15 protein-coding genes are annotated in these 15874 nt (G+C 41.7%); 10 read left to right on the top strand and 5 right to left on the bottom strand.

Annotation, left to right across the window (positions count from 1 at the left end; genetic code table 11):
* From GQA99_RS01815 to mutM, 5 genes are all read left to right on the top strand, one after another.
* Complete coding sequence (locus tag GQA99_RS01815; protein ID WP_160052135.1) at positions 1 to 753, top strand: energy-coupling factor ABC transporter ATP-binding protein; 753 nt, start codon at positions 1 to 3, stop codon at positions 751 to 753.
* Complete coding sequence (gene mobA, locus GQA99_RS01820; RefSeq protein WP_160052136.1) at positions 737 to 1327, top strand: molybdenum cofactor guanylyltransferase MobA; 591 nt, start codon at positions 737 to 739, stop codon at positions 1325 to 1327. Before GQA99_RS01815 ends, mobA begins: the two co-directional genes overlap by 17 nt.
* 18 nt (positions 1328 to 1345) lie before the next feature.
* The gene (locus GQA99_RS01825) at positions 1346 to 3160 is read left to right on the top strand and encodes a bifunctional molybdopterin-guanine dinucleotide biosynthesis adaptor protein MobB/molybdopterin molybdotransferase MoeA (protein WP_160052203.1); all 1815 of its coding nucleotides are present in this window, start codon (positions 1346 to 1348) and stop codon (positions 3158 to 3160) included.
* A 238-nt stretch (positions 3161 to 3398) separates the two neighbouring features.
* Complete coding sequence (locus GQA99_RS01830) at positions 3399 to 3857, top strand: hypothetical protein (protein ID WP_160052137.1); 459 nt, start codon at positions 3399 to 3401, stop codon at positions 3855 to 3857.
* A 9-nt stretch (positions 3858 to 3866) separates the two neighbouring features.
* On the top strand, positions 3867 to 4682 hold the full coding sequence (gene mutM / locus GQA99_RS01835; RefSeq protein WP_160052138.1) for a bifunctional DNA-formamidopyrimidine glycosylase/DNA-(apurinic or apyrimidinic site) lyase: 816 nt from the start codon (positions 3867 to 3869) through the stop codon (positions 4680 to 4682).
* Between the two features lie 76 nt (positions 4683 to 4758).
* Here mutM and GQA99_RS01840 read toward each other — a convergent pair whose 3' ends face one another.
* Complete coding sequence (locus tag GQA99_RS01840; RefSeq protein ID WP_160052139.1) at positions 4759 to 6237, bottom strand: capsule assembly Wzi family protein; 1479 nt, start codon at positions 6235 to 6237, stop codon at positions 4759 to 4761.
* An 8-nt stretch (positions 6238 to 6245) separates the two neighbouring features.
* Positions 6246 to 6740 (bottom strand): pantetheine-phosphate adenylyltransferase, encoded by a 495-nt coding sequence (gene coaD / locus GQA99_RS01845; RefSeq protein ID WP_160052140.1) that lies wholly within the window; start codon positions 6738 to 6740, stop codon positions 6246 to 6248.
* Positions 6741 to 6986: 246 nt separating this feature from the next.
* Here coaD and GQA99_RS01850 point away from each other — a divergent pair, with 246 nt between their 5' ends.
* From GQA99_RS01850 to GQA99_RS01865, 4 genes are all read left to right on the top strand, one after another.
* A complete protein-coding gene (locus GQA99_RS01850) occupies positions 6987 to 7313 on the top strand; it encodes a hypothetical protein (protein ID WP_160052141.1) in 327 nt (108 codons plus the stop codon).
* Between the two features lie 92 nt (positions 7314 to 7405).
* Complete coding sequence (locus tag GQA99_RS01855; protein ID WP_160052142.1) at positions 7406 to 8125, top strand: YjbF family lipoprotein; 720 nt, start codon at positions 7406 to 7408, stop codon at positions 8123 to 8125.
* On the top strand, positions 8122 to 8904 hold the full coding sequence (locus GQA99_RS01860; RefSeq protein WP_160052143.1) for a capsule biosynthesis GfcC family protein: 783 nt from the start codon (positions 8122 to 8124) through the stop codon (positions 8902 to 8904). The genes GQA99_RS01855 and GQA99_RS01860 overlap by 4 nt, the downstream gene beginning before the upstream one ends.
* Before the next feature lie 2 nt (positions 8905 to 8906).
* Positions 8907 to 11096, top strand: a complete 2190-nt coding sequence (locus GQA99_RS01865) for a YjbH domain-containing protein (RefSeq protein ID WP_206194558.1) — start codon at positions 8907 to 8909, stop codon at positions 11094 to 11096.
* Between the two features lie 251 nt (positions 11097 to 11347).
* Here the strand turns inward: GQA99_RS01865 and GQA99_RS01870 are convergent, their stop codons facing one another.
* Positions 11348 to 12421: a CDP-glycerol glycerophosphotransferase family protein gene (locus GQA99_RS01870; RefSeq protein ID WP_160052144.1), complete on the bottom strand. Its 1074-nt coding sequence runs from the start codon at positions 12419 to 12421 to the stop codon at positions 11348 to 11350.
* Positions 12422 to 12657: 236 nt separating this feature from the next.
* Between GQA99_RS01870 and GQA99_RS20760 the strand changes: the two genes are divergently transcribed.
* Positions 12658 to 13515: an adenylyltransferase/cytidyltransferase family protein gene (locus GQA99_RS20760; protein ID WP_229785811.1), complete on the top strand. Its 858-nt coding sequence runs from the start codon at positions 12658 to 12660 to the stop codon at positions 13513 to 13515.
* Between the two features lie 86 nt (positions 13516 to 13601).
* Here the strand turns inward: GQA99_RS20760 and GQA99_RS01880 are convergent, their stop codons facing one another.
* Together GQA99_RS01880 and GQA99_RS01885 are read right to left on the bottom strand one after the other, a co-directional pair.
* Positions 13602 to 14654: a CDP-glycerol glycerophosphotransferase family protein gene (locus tag GQA99_RS01880; RefSeq protein ID WP_160052145.1), complete on the bottom strand. Its 1053-nt coding sequence runs from the start codon at positions 14652 to 14654 to the stop codon at positions 13602 to 13604.
* A gap of 127 nt (positions 14655 to 14781) precedes the next feature.
* The gene (locus GQA99_RS01885; RefSeq protein WP_160052146.1) at positions 14782 to 15825 is read right to left on the bottom strand and encodes a glycosyltransferase family 9 protein; all 1044 of its coding nucleotides are present in this window, start codon (positions 15823 to 15825) and stop codon (positions 14782 to 14784) included.
* Positions 15826 to 15874 lie beyond the last annotated feature (49 nt).

Consider the following 15874-nt stretch of genomic DNA (forward strand, 5'->3'; position numbering starts at 1 on the left):
ATGGCCTCATCAAATAGCTTACCCACCAGCACACCGGTACAAATTCATGCTCAAAATGTGCTGATGAAGTTTCAAAAAAACACCTTGTTTCGCGTGGATGAACTGAATTTTAAACAAGGTGATGTGATCTATTTGCAGGGCGATAATGGCTCTGGAAAATCAACCCTAATGAAAATCCTTGCGGGTTTGATTAAGCCAACCGAGGGTGTGATTTTGGACCAGGGCTTTACGCCTAAACCCTGGTGGCAGACAGACAGCCTCTTAGGCAAAGCGGTGTATTTACATCAACACCCTTATTTGTTTGATGGGTCAGTAAAATACAATTTAACTTATGCACTAAATCAATTGAAATTAACGCCAAGCGAGCGCAGCAGCAGAATTAAGCAAGCCATTAATATGGCCCAACTTAACGACTTATTAAGCCACCATGCAAGTGATTTATCTGGCGGTGAACGCCAACGGCTGGCAATTGCCAGAGCGTGGATTACCCAGCCCAAACTACTCATGCTCGATGAACCCATCTCCAATATGGATAAACATTCGCAACGTTTAGTGTTAGCGATGATAAATCAATTAAAACAAGACGGTACGGGCCTGTTAATCAGCAGTCACCAAACTTGCGGCCTCACAGCTCTGTGTCAACAACATTGGCATATTAAGCAACGTACCATTCATACCAGCATGCATGTTCCTACAGTAGAAACGGTGCATCAGACTAATACAACGGAATTACATTATGGCACCACAAATTGACGCAGTAATTTTAGCGGGCGGCATGGCAAGACGAATGGGCGGTAACGATAAAGGCTTAGTCGATCTTAACGGCCAAGCCATGATTTGCCATACCATAGACAAACTCAGCAACCAGGTTGATCGCATTATGATTAATGCCAACCGCAACCAAACTCAATATGAGCAATGGGGTTACACCGTTTTTAGCGATCAGGACAGTGGCTACCTAGGTCCATTAGCAGGCATGGTCACAGCATTAAAACAAACGCAAGCTGAGTATTTATTGGTGGTGCCTTGTGATTGTCCAATGTTACCAACCGATTTAGCATCGAGATTATTAACCGCCCTTACGCAGAAAAACGCCGATATTGCGGTTGCGAGCGATGGTGAGCGTGAACAGCCAGTCGTGTTATTACTAAAACCCCACTTAGCCGAGTCGATGCAAGCATTTTTGGATGCTGGTGAGCGCAAAATTGATTTTTGGTATCGCCAACATCAAGTGGCAGTCGAAAGCTTTGCCGATCAGCCCAATGCTTTTGTTAACGTCAATACACCAGAACAAAAACAGCAACTCGCCCAGCAAATTGCCAAGTAATTTATTAAGAGGTTCATGATGACTGTAGTTTTTAGTAATCCATTACCTATTCCCGTTCTAGGGTTTTGCGCATACAGTGGCACCGGTAAAACAACCCTGTTAACCCAGCTTATTCCAGAACTCAATCAACGCGGTATTCGTTTAGCCGTTATCAAACATGCACATCATAATTTTGATGTTGATATTCCTGGTAAAGACAGCTTTGAGATGCGTAAAGCGGGCGCCAAGCAAGTATTAGTCGCCTCTCATGTGCGCTGGGCATTAATGACGGAAGATCCTGTTGAGGACGATCCTCAACTACAACACCTACTGCGCCAAATTGAAGCTGACAAAGTCGATATTGTATTGGTCGAAGGTTTTAAAAAATTAGCATTACCAAAAATTGAACTGCACCGCGCGGCTCACAATAAACCGTTTATTCATGTGCATGACGAAAATATTGTCGCTATCGCTTGTTGCGAAGACACCCAGGTACCAGACACCTTAACGCGATTAGACTTAAACAATGTGCAGCAAATTGCTGATTTTGTTCAGCAATACCAACAGCACTGGCAAGCTCCTCAAATTAAATTACCCATTTGTTTTGACGACGAAGCATTACGAGATCAACCAGAGTCTGAATATGGCATTAGCGTCTCGCAAGGTATTAGTAAAGTATTGGGCCAAGTGAACGCAATTAACCAGACAGAGCTGGTTGACCTTGTTGATATTGATAACCGCATTCTCGCTCACGACATTATTTCAGAAATTAATGTGCCGCAACAAACCAACTCTGCCATGGACGGTTATGCTTTTGCATTTGATAGTTTGTCGACCGCACCACTTAAGATTGTGGCAGAAGTGCTTGCGGGACATAACTACCCAAATATACTGCAAGCTGGTGAAGCTGTACGTATTATGACAGGGGCAACCGTACCGCAAGGTGCAGACACCATTCAAGCACGTGAGTTAGCCGAAGAAAGCGATCAAACAGTCACCCTACTTGAGACCCAAAACATCGTCAAAGGCCAGCATGTAAGACTTGCCGGTGAAGACATAGCCCAAGGTGAAGTGGCACTTTCTGCTGGTTGCAGATTAGGCGCAGCAGAACTGGGTTTAATGGCATCACTGGGTTTTAATCGTTTGCCTCTTTTTAAGCGTCCCGTGGTTGCTGTATTCTCAACGGGAGATGAAGTAAGTCAACCCGGTGATGAGCTAAAGCCCAACTGTATTTTTGATGCTAATCGCTACACCATTTTGGCTATGGCGAAGAAACTCGGTTGTCAGGTGATTGACCTCGGAATTATTGACGATAACGAACAAACCCTAACCGACACATTACGCGACGCCGCGACAAAAGCGGATATTGTCATTAGCTCAGGCGGTGTATCAGTAGGTAATGCTGATTACATCAAAATGGCACTGGCCAATGTCGGCAACACTCATTTTTGGCGCATCAATATGCGCCCAGGCCGTCCTCTAGCGGTAGGTAAAATCAATCAAAGTCTATTTTTTGGTTTACCGGGTAACCCCGTAGCTGTGATGGTGTCATTTATGCAGTTCGTCCAACCTGCTATTCGTAAATTAGCAGGTGAAATTAATTGGCAACCTCAGTTTATTCCTGCTATTGCAGACCATGCTTTACGCAGTAAAACAGGCAGAACGGAGTTTTTACGAGGCGTTTATAGTATCGGCAATGACGGTAAAATCCATGTCCAAACCACTGGTGCACAGGGCTCAGGAATGTTGAATTCGATGGTGAATGCCAACTGCCTTATTGTCATCGCTGACGACACCGCAACGATTCCTGCGGGCGATAGCGTATTTATTCAACCCTTTGCCGATTTACTTTAAATTTAAGCCTTTAAGCCTCGACAATCATTGCTGGGCGCAGTGATTGTCGAGTAAGGCTATACCTTATCGCTATCAACCACTCTGTTTATCGCTAATCTAAATCCCAGTTACAACCGTATAATCTTAATCATCCCTTAGTAACTCGCTTAAGTCTTGCATCGCTAGATTCGTTTTTTATCGCGTGGGTGATAAACTAAAAAATCAACATACTGCTGCATCAAATGAAAAGGACTCTTTTATGGCGCTTTCTCGAAAAAATTGGAATTACATTATTATCGGTGCCAGTGTATTTATGATCGCGGTGTTATCGTTTATTGATGACAAAACCGCTAATGTACCCGATGACGCGGTGGCGCTGTTCGACCCTCAACTGCCGTTAGTGCAACTTCATCTTGATGACATATGGCTAAGTAAAAAAGGCGATGAATGGTGGTGTCATGAGCAGGTTCTTAACTGTCAACAATGGGCCCAAGCGTGGCAAAATATTAGTGTGTCGCCATTAACTACTCAACCAGAGCATGGCACCAATGAACAAACGCTGACTATCGCGATAAGCAATATTCACACCGCACAGCAATGGCGTTATTTCCCCGACGACGGCTTATTGCAATCATCAAATCAAAATTGGTACCAAATACCACCAAGCTTACGCGCTGATTTACAGCCAGCGCTTGCTGAAATGCCTCAATCAAAATAATGAGTTTTTATGCCTGAATTACCAGAAGTTGAAGTCACCCGTCAGGGGATCAGCCCGTACCTTATTGAACAAACTGTCAGTGAGTTGATTGTACGTAATGGTTCACTACGCTGGCCGGTGCCGGATGTTGCGCAAAACATTGTCGGCCAACGTATTAACAATGTACGTCGACGTGCTAAATATTTATTAATCGACACCAATGCAGGCATGACCATCGTCCACTTAGGCATGTCAGGGAGTTTGCGTATTTTACCGCGTAACACGCCTGCTGAAAAACATGACCATATTGACCTAGTGTTAGATAATGGCCGCATGCTACGTTTTAATGACCCTAGGCGTTTTGGCGCCTGGTTATGGTACGAATTACCCGAAGAAGCCCACCCATTATTGTCAAAACTGGGTCCAGAACCATTAAGTACAGACTTTACCCCGCAGCAGTTACAAGCCGCATTAAAAGGCAAAAAGAAAGCCATTAAACAGTGCTTAATGGATAATCACATTGTGGTGGGCGCTGGGAATATCTATGCCAATGAAGCCTTGTTTGCCGCGGGCATTCACCCTCAAGCCGAAGCGGGCAGCATTGATATTGAACGATTAACGGTGCTAGTCAGTGAAGTGAAACAAATTTTAGCCCATGCTATAAAGCAAGGTGGTACCACCCTAAAAGACTTTACTAACGCAGATGGAAAACCAGGCTACTTTGCCCAAAAACTACATGTCTATGGCCGCGGCGGAGAAAGCTGTACCCAGTGCGGTAATCTATTAAGTGAAATCAAACTAGGCCAACGCACTACAGTATTTTGCGGCATCTGCCAGCAAAGATAGGACTAATGTAGCAAAAGGGAGCCAATTTGGCTCCCTAATGTATGCTGCTATTTAACCTGATTTGATAAGGTTCAATTTAAAATCGATACTCAAAAGTCGAAAACACCGTCGCCTGCGTATCGTCATCTTGTACTTCAAACTCAGAGTTAGCTACGCTGCCACCCAAGGTCAACATGCCATTAAACACAGGCATACGATAAGACAATTCAAGCATCAATAAATCTTCTTTTAATGGCTGTGGAGCCCATTCACTAACGCGATTAGAGCCATCTTTATTTAGCTGGGCATATCGCAATATAGAGGTAAAACCATGGCTATTTTCAAACTGCCCAATCAGCCCAAATACATAGGTTTGTGCATCACTGTCATAGGTACTGCCATAGGCACGACCATAATAACGTGAGCCACTTTGGTAGGTAGAGTGTTCATAAAAACAGTTATATTCAGATCCCGCATCACAATTGACCATAGTGTCGGAATATTCAAAAAAGACTTTATATTGTTGTTTTGAAAAATTAAATCGCGAGTCGACACCGAACATTTGCCCGCAATCAGACATACTCGAAGAATTTGAAGCATTTTCGCAGGTTTGCTCTACATATAAACCGACAGGAATACCAAACCAGTCATCGCTATAACGAACATCAACGCCTGTCATTTGGTTGGTATTACTGCTGCAATCAGTGGAATTACATTCTTGTGGATCAGTAATAGCATCAAAAGCACTGTCCACACTGCACTCTTGCCCTTCACCGCAAAACATTGCGGTCCACGATACACCGACTTCAAGCTGCTTTAATGGCTTTATCGCACTGCGAAATGACCACAGCAACGCATTGGGGGCATAACGTTCTTGTTCTGTGAGACTCACCCCAGCGGTCAATGTCCAGGTTCCTAACCAAGAAAGCAAAGGTGTTTCAAATGCATGAGGATTATTCCGACTTATCATTAATGACGACATTGGTCTGGCATTTGTCGACATGTGCAAAGAAGAGTCAAACCCCGGGCCCCACCACTGCGCAACAGTGCCAAATGTGGTTACCCAGTTGCCTAAAATTACCGCGATATAGTTATCGTCAAAACGAAAGTCTTTATCGTCGTTCGGATGGTAATTTGCTGACGCTGAGAGTTTATAAGCAAGATTTTGGCCCAAATACTCATGTGAACCTTGTATTTGCCCTTTTTCTCGATAATCAGAACCAAAATGCTGAAAACGAGCAGCATCTGTTGCCGCAGCAACTTTGACACGCGTATTGCCTCGGTTATTCACTGCTGCTTGATAGTAAAAATTAACCCTAGCATAAGCATCAATTAATGCTTTACTCAATAACGATGGCTCAGCTCGCGCTAAATCCCCCCCAATACCAGACCACATTAATGGGTATGTATTAATAGGAGATGTTATTACCCCGGCATCTGCAAGCGCTTGTATATCCGCACGTAAGTAAATATCACTGGTATCGACCCAGGGTGCCGCTTGCGCTGCTGAACATAATAAAGCCGAGCTTAACCCCAATGAAATCGCTAACTTACTCAAGTAAAATCCCTTTAACATCAATCGAGTTATCCTTTATTTGTTGCATTGATTTTTTGCTTCAATGCTGCGGCAACATGTGGGTGAACAAATTGGCTGACATCGCCGCCATGAAGAGCTACTTCCTTAACCAAAGTCGACGATATAAACGAATTTTCTTCAGCAGGTGTTAAAAAAACACTTTCAAGATCTGGGCTTAAGCGGCGATTCATATTGGCTAACTGAAATTCGTATTCAAAATCAGATACTGCACGTAATCCACGCACTAATACACTGGCATGCTGCTCTTTAGCAAAATCAACTAGAAGCCCTGTAAACCCAACGACTTCAACATTATCTAAATGAGCAGTGACAAGGTTGACCTGAGCAACACGTTCCTCAAGCGTAAAACGCGGTTGCTTGGACGGGTTTGAGGCGATACCAATAATAACGTGCTTAAATAAACGCGCTGCACGCTCAATTAAATCAGCATGACCATTAGTCACTGGATCAAATGTACCTGGGTAAATTGCTCTTCTATGCATGATTCAAAGCCATAAATTTAGTGTTAGCATTACGCCTATTTTAACAGCTCCTGACTGTGCAACACACGTGTAATTGATAATTAATTAAACTGTTTTTGTAAAAAATCTGAAAATCGTGTAAATTAGCCATTCGAACAAGCTGAATATTTATTAAGCATTTGTGTCGAATTATATATGGAAGTGAATCGATTATATGCTAATCTTCCATTTAGGTGTGTTTGAATAATTTACGGGAAGACTTTGAATATGAAAAAATCAGCTATCGCGTTAACTACTGCTTTATTAATGATCGGTTCAGCTTATGCTGCTGATGGTGCTGAAACCACAACGACTACTGGTGGTACTGGCGGTGCAGCTGGTGGCGCAGCTGCCGGCGCAGGTGTTGGTGGTGTTGCTGTTGGTGCTGCTGTTGTAGCTGGATCTGTTATTGTTGCTGCCGCTGCAACTGCTGCTAATGATAGCAGTACTGAAGACGGTTCTGGTACTGACTCTGGTACAGGTACAGGTACTGGCACTACGACTACAAGTACTGGCACAGGTACTGGTACGACTACGACTTCAGTAACAAACTAAATTCGTAAAATTTTAAAAAAGCACATTTTTTAATGTGCTTTTTTATTTTCTTTTTTTTGTCATTAAGCCAAAGCTTAAGGAACTGAGCTCGTATGCCTTCCATTTTTCAAAAAAAAAGTCTACTCCCTCTGCTTTTCTTCTTCATCTTAACAGGCTGTAGCAACACCTTCGTACAGATTGGTGGCATGCTTAAAGAAAGCGTCGTAGGTTTCCCTGATGATAATGTTACTGCCACAGAGATTGAGAAAAGCCCTTATGCCAGCATTCACGTCAGAATCAATAACACAAATAGATCATATATCGTACTTGCATATGCTGAAGCCCCACAGACGCTACCAATAACCCGCATTAATTCTAAAAACATTGAACTAAAATGGGTATCCTCCGACAATGGTATGCTAGTAACGCGTAATGGCCGTTTATTGAAATCGGTAAATTTATTTGTTGGTAATCGCCTTAACATTAACAGCAAACAAACTGATCCCATCGCTTTAGGCTTGCATCTAAGTAGTACACCAATGCAATGGGAAAATACAGTAGATTGGCAGCCAGGTTATCACGTCAGTTATCAACAACACTCCACCTTTAGTTTTGTCAGTGATGAAACGCTCACTATCAATGATAAAACCGTAACGCTTAAAAAATTCAATGAGCATGTTGTCGTCGCTAATCTCGATATCGAATATGATAACCAATTTTGGGTTGATGAATCGACGGGCAAAGTGATCAAAAGTTATCAAAAAATTGCCCCTAACTTACCCTACATAGAAATGACTCTTCTGAAGCCTTATGGATTTGAGGACGCGAAATGAAGCCGCTAATTCAATTATGTTCAGCTTTAATGCTATTAATTTGTAATTTACAACTAAGTCATGCCGAAACTGAAGTCACTGTCGCTCAATCGGTATACAGTAACTCGACGGTATCATTAACATATGTGAGCCCACCTCGCTTAGTACAAGTCATTAAAGATAGTTTATCAAATGCACAACTGTCTTCTGAACAATCGAATCCTTTACCCATTTATTGGTTAGGTGCGGGTTTGTACGATGCCAGTACAGAAGCGGCGTTGCTAACACAGCGACAACAGATACTTAATGCCCTTAAAACACAATATAGTGATATGGGTAAGCCAGATCATATTCAGGCGTTAAAAACACTAGCGACATGGATTGTAAATAACCAATTTCTTCAACGTGAGTTTATTCCACTTGATTATGATGCGATTCGATTAAAAGAAGAGTTAAACCCACTTTTACAGGGAAAATACTTACTCACGCTTCCTCATAAACCTCAAGATGTCTTGGTATTAGGCGCCGTGACTCAAAATGGCTCACAGCCCTTCGTGGTGAGACAAAATGCGTCGCAATATATTGAGAATGCGATGCCATTAAAAGCATCAAAAAATAGCTTCGCCTGGCTGATTCAACCCGATGGGGAAATCGTAAAATATCCTATTGCTTATTGGAACCAACAACATATCGATATCGCACCAGGGGCGATTATTTATCTTGATTTTGATGGTGTAAGAGATAACGAGCCAGCATTAAACCAACAAATTCTAGAGCTTTTAAGACATTGGATACGTTAACCATGAATCAAGCAAAACAATCTGTCTTTTCTGTTTTAGCCATTTCATGCATGGTAAGCGGAATGGCTATCAGTACCACAGCGCACAGTGATGAACTATCAACCCCAAAACTGACACCTTCACAATATGATTTCGGTGGCGTAGGCCTCATTCAAATGCCGACGGGTAGAATGGCAGCTGAAGGCGAATTTAGTGTCACAGGCACCTTTAACGAAGATTATTATCATGGTGCATTATCACTGCAGTTATTTCCCTGGTTAGAAACCACTATCCGCTATACCCAAGTACCAGACGTACTCTATAGTGATGATCCAAGCTTTAGCGGTGATACCTATTACACCGATAAAGGTATAGACGTTAAGCTGCGCTTATTAGAAGAAAGCTACTGGATACCTGAAACGTCTATTGGCGTTCGCGACATCGGGGGCACTGGCTTATTTGATAGCGAATATATTGCTATGACTAAAGGCTTTGGCCCTTTTGATGCGACTGTAGGCTTCGGTTGGGGTTATATCGGCAACCGAGGTAATATTAATGGTTCAAACAAGGCAACATCAGTAGATTGTAATCGTGACACTGGCTTTAAAGGCACTGGTGGAGACGTGGACATTCAACGTTGGTTTAAAGGTTGTAGTGCCATTTTTGCCGGTATTGAGTACCAAACACCCTGGGACCCTTTACGCCTAAAAGTGGAATACGATGGTAATGATTATAAATCAGACTTTGCAGCCTTACAGACCGGTAATGAACTAACACAAGACAGTCCTATCAACTATGGGATGCTATACCGTGTCAGTAATTGGGGCGACTTTAAACTCAGTTATGAGCGTGGTAATACCTGGACGTTGGGTTTTAGCATGGCGACTAACTTTAATACCTTAAAATCAAACTGGCGCGACACACCAAAGCAACCGATTGAAGATAAGCCTGATTTAGCCGACCGCAAAGTCGATTTACCGGAGCTTAACAAGCAATTAGCTTTTGACGCTGGCTATAAAGGCGCCAAAATCTACATCAAAAATGATGAAGTCACCGTTGTTGCGACGCAAACGAAATACCGTGACAGAAAATATGCTCATGATCATGCTGGCCGAATTCTAGTTAATCATTTTCCACAGGCAAAAACTTTCAAAATCATTGAAGTTGCGGGCCACTTGCCGACAACGGAAACCCACATTGATGCAAAACAGTTTACCAATGCGGTACAACATAACTACATCAATGCAAAAGTAACAGACAGTACAACAGTTGTAGAACCGACATTACCCTCTGAAACACCTGATTGGGATACGCCTAATCAATGGAATTATGGTTTTGCGCCAAAACTAAACCAATCTTTTGGTGGTTCAGAAAACTTTTACTTATTTAATGTCGGCATCAATGGTGGCGCGAGTCGCTGGCTGACTGAGAATATTGAAATCGGCAGTTCGATGTATATCAACCTGTTTGATAACTACGATCAGTTTAAATATCAAACGCCGCCCGATGGTACCGATCTTAAACGAGTTAGAACGCTAGTGAGACAGTATGTTTCTGATACCACTGTACGTGTTGATAACTTGCAATTAACCTGGCTCGATAAGCTCAGTGAAAATATCTACGCGCAAGCTTATGTCGGTTACCTCGAAATGATGTTTGGTGGTGTGGGTGGCGAAGTACTCTATCGCCCAATGAATAGTGAATGGGCTTTTGGTGTGGATGCCAATTACGTCAAACAACGCGATCCTGACAACATATTCGGTTTTTTTAATAAAGAAATAAACTTTGATGCTGATTCAGGGCGTTATTATAGAGCTCAAACAGGCACCTTCACCGGCCACGCCAGTGTTTATTATCAGCCAAGCTGGTTTGATGATGTGTTGCTTAAAGTCAGTTACGGTCAGTATTTAGCAGAAGATCGTGGTGTGACTGTCGATTTCTCTAAACAATTTGATAGTGGCGTTATCGTCGGTGCATTTGCCTCTAAAACCAATCTATCAGCAGATGAGTTCGGCGAAGGCAGCTTTACTAAAGGATTCTATATTTCAGTTCCTTTCGATGCGATTTTACCTACACCAGTATCAAATCGTGGCAGCTTAGCGTGGCAACCATTAACCCGAGATGGCGGTCAAAAACTGGGTCGCAAATTTGAGCTTTATGGTGGTACAGACGCCAGAGCGCCTTGGTTGAACAAACCAAGTACCGTGAAATAACCAATCTTTACACTTCATAATAAAAAGGCAGAACTTTTACGTTCTGCCTTTTTTATATCTTTTCTGAATCATCGTTTCTTTTCAATAATACCAATCAGGATAAATAAGTGCTCAGAGATTGCGTAGGCTAAATTGCTTAGAATAAGGCAGAAATTGCAGTGAGCTAGTTGTTCTACCTTCAAAATTTCTAACGACGTTATAAGCAATTTTAACCAGTAAGAATGATCACATTTTTGTGCTGATTGGTATAACTAGGACTTATCGTATTTCTCAATATAATCCACGATTCTCTCCGATGCCAAGCCATCGGTCGGTCCAACGTGCTCCTGAGTATATTGCAGCCTATTGGCTTGATATGCCTGAGGGTTAGCTAGCTGCTCAGGAATAGCTTTGATTAGCGACTTATATTTTTCTACATGCAGCCCAATACCGTTATACAGCACATTATCTTTACCAAAACGTTTTTCAAATCGATACTTAAAAATACCGCGATAAGACCATTTTAATTTAAAAAAGTTACACACAATCACAGGTCTGTCTACCGCAGCAAACTCAAACAATGTACTCGACGCCTCACTCAACAAAATGTCTGCGTGTTGAATAAAGGGGAGTAAAGATATGTCGTTTTCATTGGCGACATAAACATTTGAATATTCTGACCATTTAGCCAATTTAGCTCGTTGGTTAGCATACTGCTTCCTCACCTGAGTTAGCGAATGAGGCTTAATTAGGATGTTATATTCTTTAAAATCATCGGGCCAATTATCAGGAAAGCACTCTAAAGAGCTTGGATTAAACGTCGGTGCATATAAGATGGTTTTTTTACTGGTATCTAAGCCTAATGCTGTTAAATCTAAGCCCAAATCTTGATGTTTAAATAACGGGTCTAGCTTACAAAATCCCACTTCAATAAAATTATCATTTGGATAATATTGTTTGATTTTTACTAGCCGCAGAGAGCCTTCTATAAACCTCACTGTCATTGGTGTAATCGATTTATGATAGTACGAAGGCTTAGGCCCAACACCGTGTCCTAATTGCGCCGTTTTAGAATATTGATGTACGGAATCGAGATGAGGAAATTGATTACCAAAAAATATCCAATCTGGTTTTATCGTCAAATAAACTTGCTCAGCTTCTTGAGTATCTGTGACCCAAATACACTCGACACCGACTTCATCAAATGTTTTTGCCAGTGCTTCTTGGTCATTTTTATTGCTATAACACACTAATTTTACCGTGTGACCTCGATGCATTAACTCTTGAATAACTGGCATATACTGGGGTATGTAGTACACATTTAATGTATCGAAAACGATAAACATAATACTCTCTTAATCGTTAATAGATCGAAAAACAGACTGCCTTGATGCAGCAAAAGTAGATTATAACAACTTAACAACAAATTGTTATCTCTACGAAAGCAACTTATGACCGGCATCTAAAACTTGCTATAAGCACATAAATATTAAGATAGCGCTTGAATTATCCTGACTTAGATAGACTCATAGTTTCTGATAAATTAAGATATAAACAAATTTTAGAACGATAAAGCCTTACCATGCCACAATCTACTTTACGAAAATTTGATTATCCACAGAGTTTAATTAAGTCATATCACCATTGGCATTTGTTACTCAGACCAGATCAACCGACTCTTGGTTCAATGGTTTTAGTATGTAAAGAAGATGTCCACCATTACTCAGGCATTTCAGCAGAAGCGGCTAATGAACAAAAACACATTATTTCTGATATTGAAAGCGTGTTAAAACACCGGTTTGACTGTCACAAAGTCAATTATCTGATGCTAATGATGGTTGATCCCGCGGTACACTTTCATATCATCCCGCGATACGAGTTCCCGATAGAGTTTTGTGGTAAAGAATTGACCGACAGTCACTGGCCTAAAGCGCCAAGCTTAGTTGATGAATTACAACTCGACGCCATCTTTAAAGCAGAACTATTAAAAACCCTAAAAAGTGATTTTGCTGCAATAGAGCCATCAAACAAGCCAACATCAAATAAAATGTACCGCAGAATGTATACCTCAGGCTGCTTTGATATCTTTCATCAAGGGCATTTAAATATATTAAAAAGTACCAAGGCTTTATGTGACTATCTTATTGTTGGCGTCTCGACAGATGAACTCATTGAGCAATCTAAAGGACGCCCGCCAATCATTCCATTTGAAGAGCGTATTTCGATTTTAGAAGCCAATCGATATGTTGATGAAGTGATACCTCAAATCGACAAAGACAAACAAAAAGTCGTAGATGAATACCAAATAGATGCGATTTCAGTAGGTTCAGACTGGAAGGGAAAATACCCTGAAGTGAGCTGTGAGATGGTCTATTTTGACTACACCCCTAACGTAAGCTCGACCGTATTAAAACAAAAGCTTAATATTACCCCTAAATAAAGTATCGCCTAATTAGGTCCTTTATTATGATAGAGCGCCACAGATTGTGGCACTCTATTAACGCGACAAATGTAAACCATCAAACCTTATAACTTCCAATAACCTAATGCTTTTCTCATCTTTAAGTTTCTTATAATATTTAATGGTTTACGCTTTAATCCCTCTAAACCATTGTCGATTAGCTTATCTGTTTCAGCCAATACTCGCTCACTAGAGCAGCCATCACGATTTGGGTGCATGCTCTCGCAATAGTGCTCAATCTCTTTGAGTAACGCAGGTGGATAAGCTAATGCTTGCTCAAGAGCTGATTTAATATCATCAACATTGTTGATATTAATAAGATGCTTACCATCAATTTTATTGTCGAAAGTGACTACGGGCTTACCTTGTAAAAGAAACATGATCAGCACAGAAGAGGTATCACACAACATGACATCAGCCTCTCTCAATAAAGGCAACACATCATCGGTTTCGATAAAAGACAAGTTGTCGTTTTCTAATTGCTTGTACTTTTCAACAATGTCGCGGTTCATTTTAGGATGAAATTGCACTAACCATCGCCACTGACTGTCTTGAGACAACTGTTTCACTTTGTCATAAACCACTTCGGCACATGAGAATCGCGGCGAAAATGTAGAACAAAAAAGAATAACAGGCCTATCATCACGCTTTTTTATCACCGAATCATCAGGCTTAAACAAGGGGTCCAATGTTGACCAACCAGTTTCAACCACCTTGAAAGTACCATGCTTTTCCGCTAAACGCTGAAACGGCTCAGTAGACTCTGGGCCTTGAGTACAATATAAATCGAAGCAGTGGCGTATGGTAAAATGGCCATTACGCCCTAAGCCATCAATTTTCACCGTACCAAAACCATGGAATACACTCACCTTAACGCCAGGAATAAAACTCGGTACGATATTGCCCGGCACAAACACTGCTTGTGGCTGCCACTGAATCGTTTCTTCAATTGTCATCAAGCGAATTTCAGATGGCTTAAGGTATTTGCTGTCAACCTCATTACCTGTAAGAAACCATCTAACTTCATCCCCACGCGCTAAAATGATCTTTTGCAAAGGCCTTAAAATCGCGTAAGAATAATTTTGTGAAATGTAGAATAAATAGCGTTTCTTACTCATATAAACTGTTTCCCTTCCACAATACTTAAGCGCAATACTAGGAGTATTTGGGGTTTTTAATAAAATTGAATATCACAGCAAAGCAAAAGTAACTCTATCAACCGTTACCCTGACTGAGTGTTAATCACTAACTCATGCCATGATCAACCATGAGTTTTTTCATGTTTTTTATCACATCATCAGCCTCTATCATCGCCATTAAATGCTCACCCTTTGCGCGAGTTCCCCATTTTACCTCGGCAGAAAACTGCTTGGCGATAACTTGTGGGTAAACACTCACAGTATATTGGCGAAAGTGATAAGGCCCCGTTCGTCCAGGGTTAGAGTGAGCATACAAGCCAATCACAGGAGTACCTTGAGTCACCGCCATATGCAATGGTCCGGTATCTGGCGCTAGCACCAAGCTTGCTTGTTTTAGCACGGCTAATAATTGGGTTAAGGTTGTTTTGCCCACTTGATTGTCGAAGGTGTGCTGACTATGCGACTGAATAACATCAGCTAGATTTTTTTCAAGCACCGTCGGCCCGCCGCATAACATGACTTTGAATCCTTGCGATATAGCATAATCAGCGGCGGCAGCATAACGCTCAGGCAACCAGTTGCGCTCCGCTTTACTGGCGGCGGCGCAAATAACTAACACCTTATCATTACCTATAAGCTGAGTAGCAAAGTCTGTATCGGCTTGTGGAACAGGAATATGCCAATGTGGGGTTAAATCCGTCACACCAATGGCTTTTGCAAAGCCCATAAAGCCATCTAACACATGCGGCTCAGCGATAGGCTCAACAGCATGATTGGTCACCAACCATTGGCCTTCTTTAGCTCGCGCTTTATCAAATCCGACTCTAATACGCGCCTTAATCATCAATGACGCTATTGTCGCTCGCAATGCCACTTGCATATGCAACAGCACATCAAAATGTTGGCCTTTTAAATCACTACGTAACTGAGCATAACTGCGCCAACCTTTGGATTTATCGAAAATAACAAACTCGATACCCGGTAAATGCTTAAGTAATTGATACTCAACTTTGCCGATCACCCATGTGATGGCTAAATCTGGATAATGCTGTTGAATAGCTTGAACCATCGCCACGGCATGACACACATCGCCAATAGCAGACAAACGCAGTAAACATAATGAACGTATCGAACTAAAGTCAGCTTTCATTGAATATCCAATATGCGTCAGTGAAAAAGATGGAAGGAATGCAAGTGAG

This window comes from Shewanella litoralis (assembly GCF_009828585.1).
Taxonomy (GTDB): Bacteria; Pseudomonadota; Gammaproteobacteria; order Enterobacterales; family Shewanellaceae; genus Shewanella; species Shewanella litoralis.

What these genes read in the sequence shown, in the direction of transcription:
- GQA99_RS01815 (WP_160052135.1), top strand. Translation starts at nt 1, where the DNA reads ATGGCCTCATCAAATAGCTTACCCACCAGCACACCGGTACAAATTCAT.
- mobA (WP_160052136.1), top strand. Translation starts at nt 737, where the DNA reads ATGGCACCACAAATTGACGCAGTAATTTTAGCGGGCGGCATGGCAAGA.
- GQA99_RS01825 (WP_160052203.1), top strand. Translation starts at nt 1,346, where the DNA reads ATGACTGTAGTTTTTAGTAATCCATTACCTATTCCCGTTCTAGGGTTT.
- GQA99_RS01830 (WP_160052137.1), top strand. Translation starts at nt 3,399, where the DNA reads ATGGCGCTTTCTCGAAAAAATTGGAATTACATTATTATCGGTGCCAGT.
- mutM (WP_160052138.1), top strand. Translation starts at nt 3,867, where the DNA reads ATGCCTGAATTACCAGAAGTTGAAGTCACCCGTCAGGGGATCAGCCCG.
- GQA99_RS01840 (WP_160052139.1), bottom strand. Translation starts at nt 6,237, where the DNA reads ATGTTAAAGGGATTTTACTTGAGTAAGTTAGCGATTTCATTGGGGTTA.
- coaD (WP_160052140.1), bottom strand. Translation starts at nt 6,740, where the DNA reads ATGCATAGAAGAGCAATTTACCCAGGTACATTTGATCCAGTGACTAAT.
- GQA99_RS01850 (WP_160052141.1), top strand. Translation starts at nt 6,987, where the DNA reads ATGAAAAAATCAGCTATCGCGTTAACTACTGCTTTATTAATGATCGGT.
- GQA99_RS01855 (WP_160052142.1), top strand. Translation starts at nt 7,406, where the DNA reads ATGCCTTCCATTTTTCAAAAAAAAAGTCTACTCCCTCTGCTTTTCTTC.
- GQA99_RS01860 (WP_160052143.1), top strand. Translation starts at nt 8,122, where the DNA reads ATGAAGCCGCTAATTCAATTATGTTCAGCTTTAATGCTATTAATTTGT.
- GQA99_RS01865 (WP_206194558.1), top strand. Translation starts at nt 8,907, where the DNA reads ATGAATCAAGCAAAACAATCTGTCTTTTCTGTTTTAGCCATTTCATGC.
- GQA99_RS01870 (WP_160052144.1), bottom strand. Translation starts at nt 12,421, where the DNA reads ATGTTTATCGTTTTCGATACATTAAATGTGTACTACATACCCCAGTAT.
- GQA99_RS20760 (WP_229785811.1), top strand. Translation starts at nt 12,658, where the DNA reads ATGCCACAATCTACTTTACGAAAATTTGATTATCCACAGAGTTTAATT.
- GQA99_RS01880 (WP_160052145.1), bottom strand. Translation starts at nt 14,654, where the DNA reads ATGAGTAAGAAACGCTATTTATTCTACATTTCACAAAATTATTCTTAC.
- GQA99_RS01885 (WP_160052146.1), bottom strand. Translation starts at nt 15,825, where the DNA reads ATGAAAGCTGACTTTAGTTCGATACGTTCATTATGTTTACTGCGTTTG.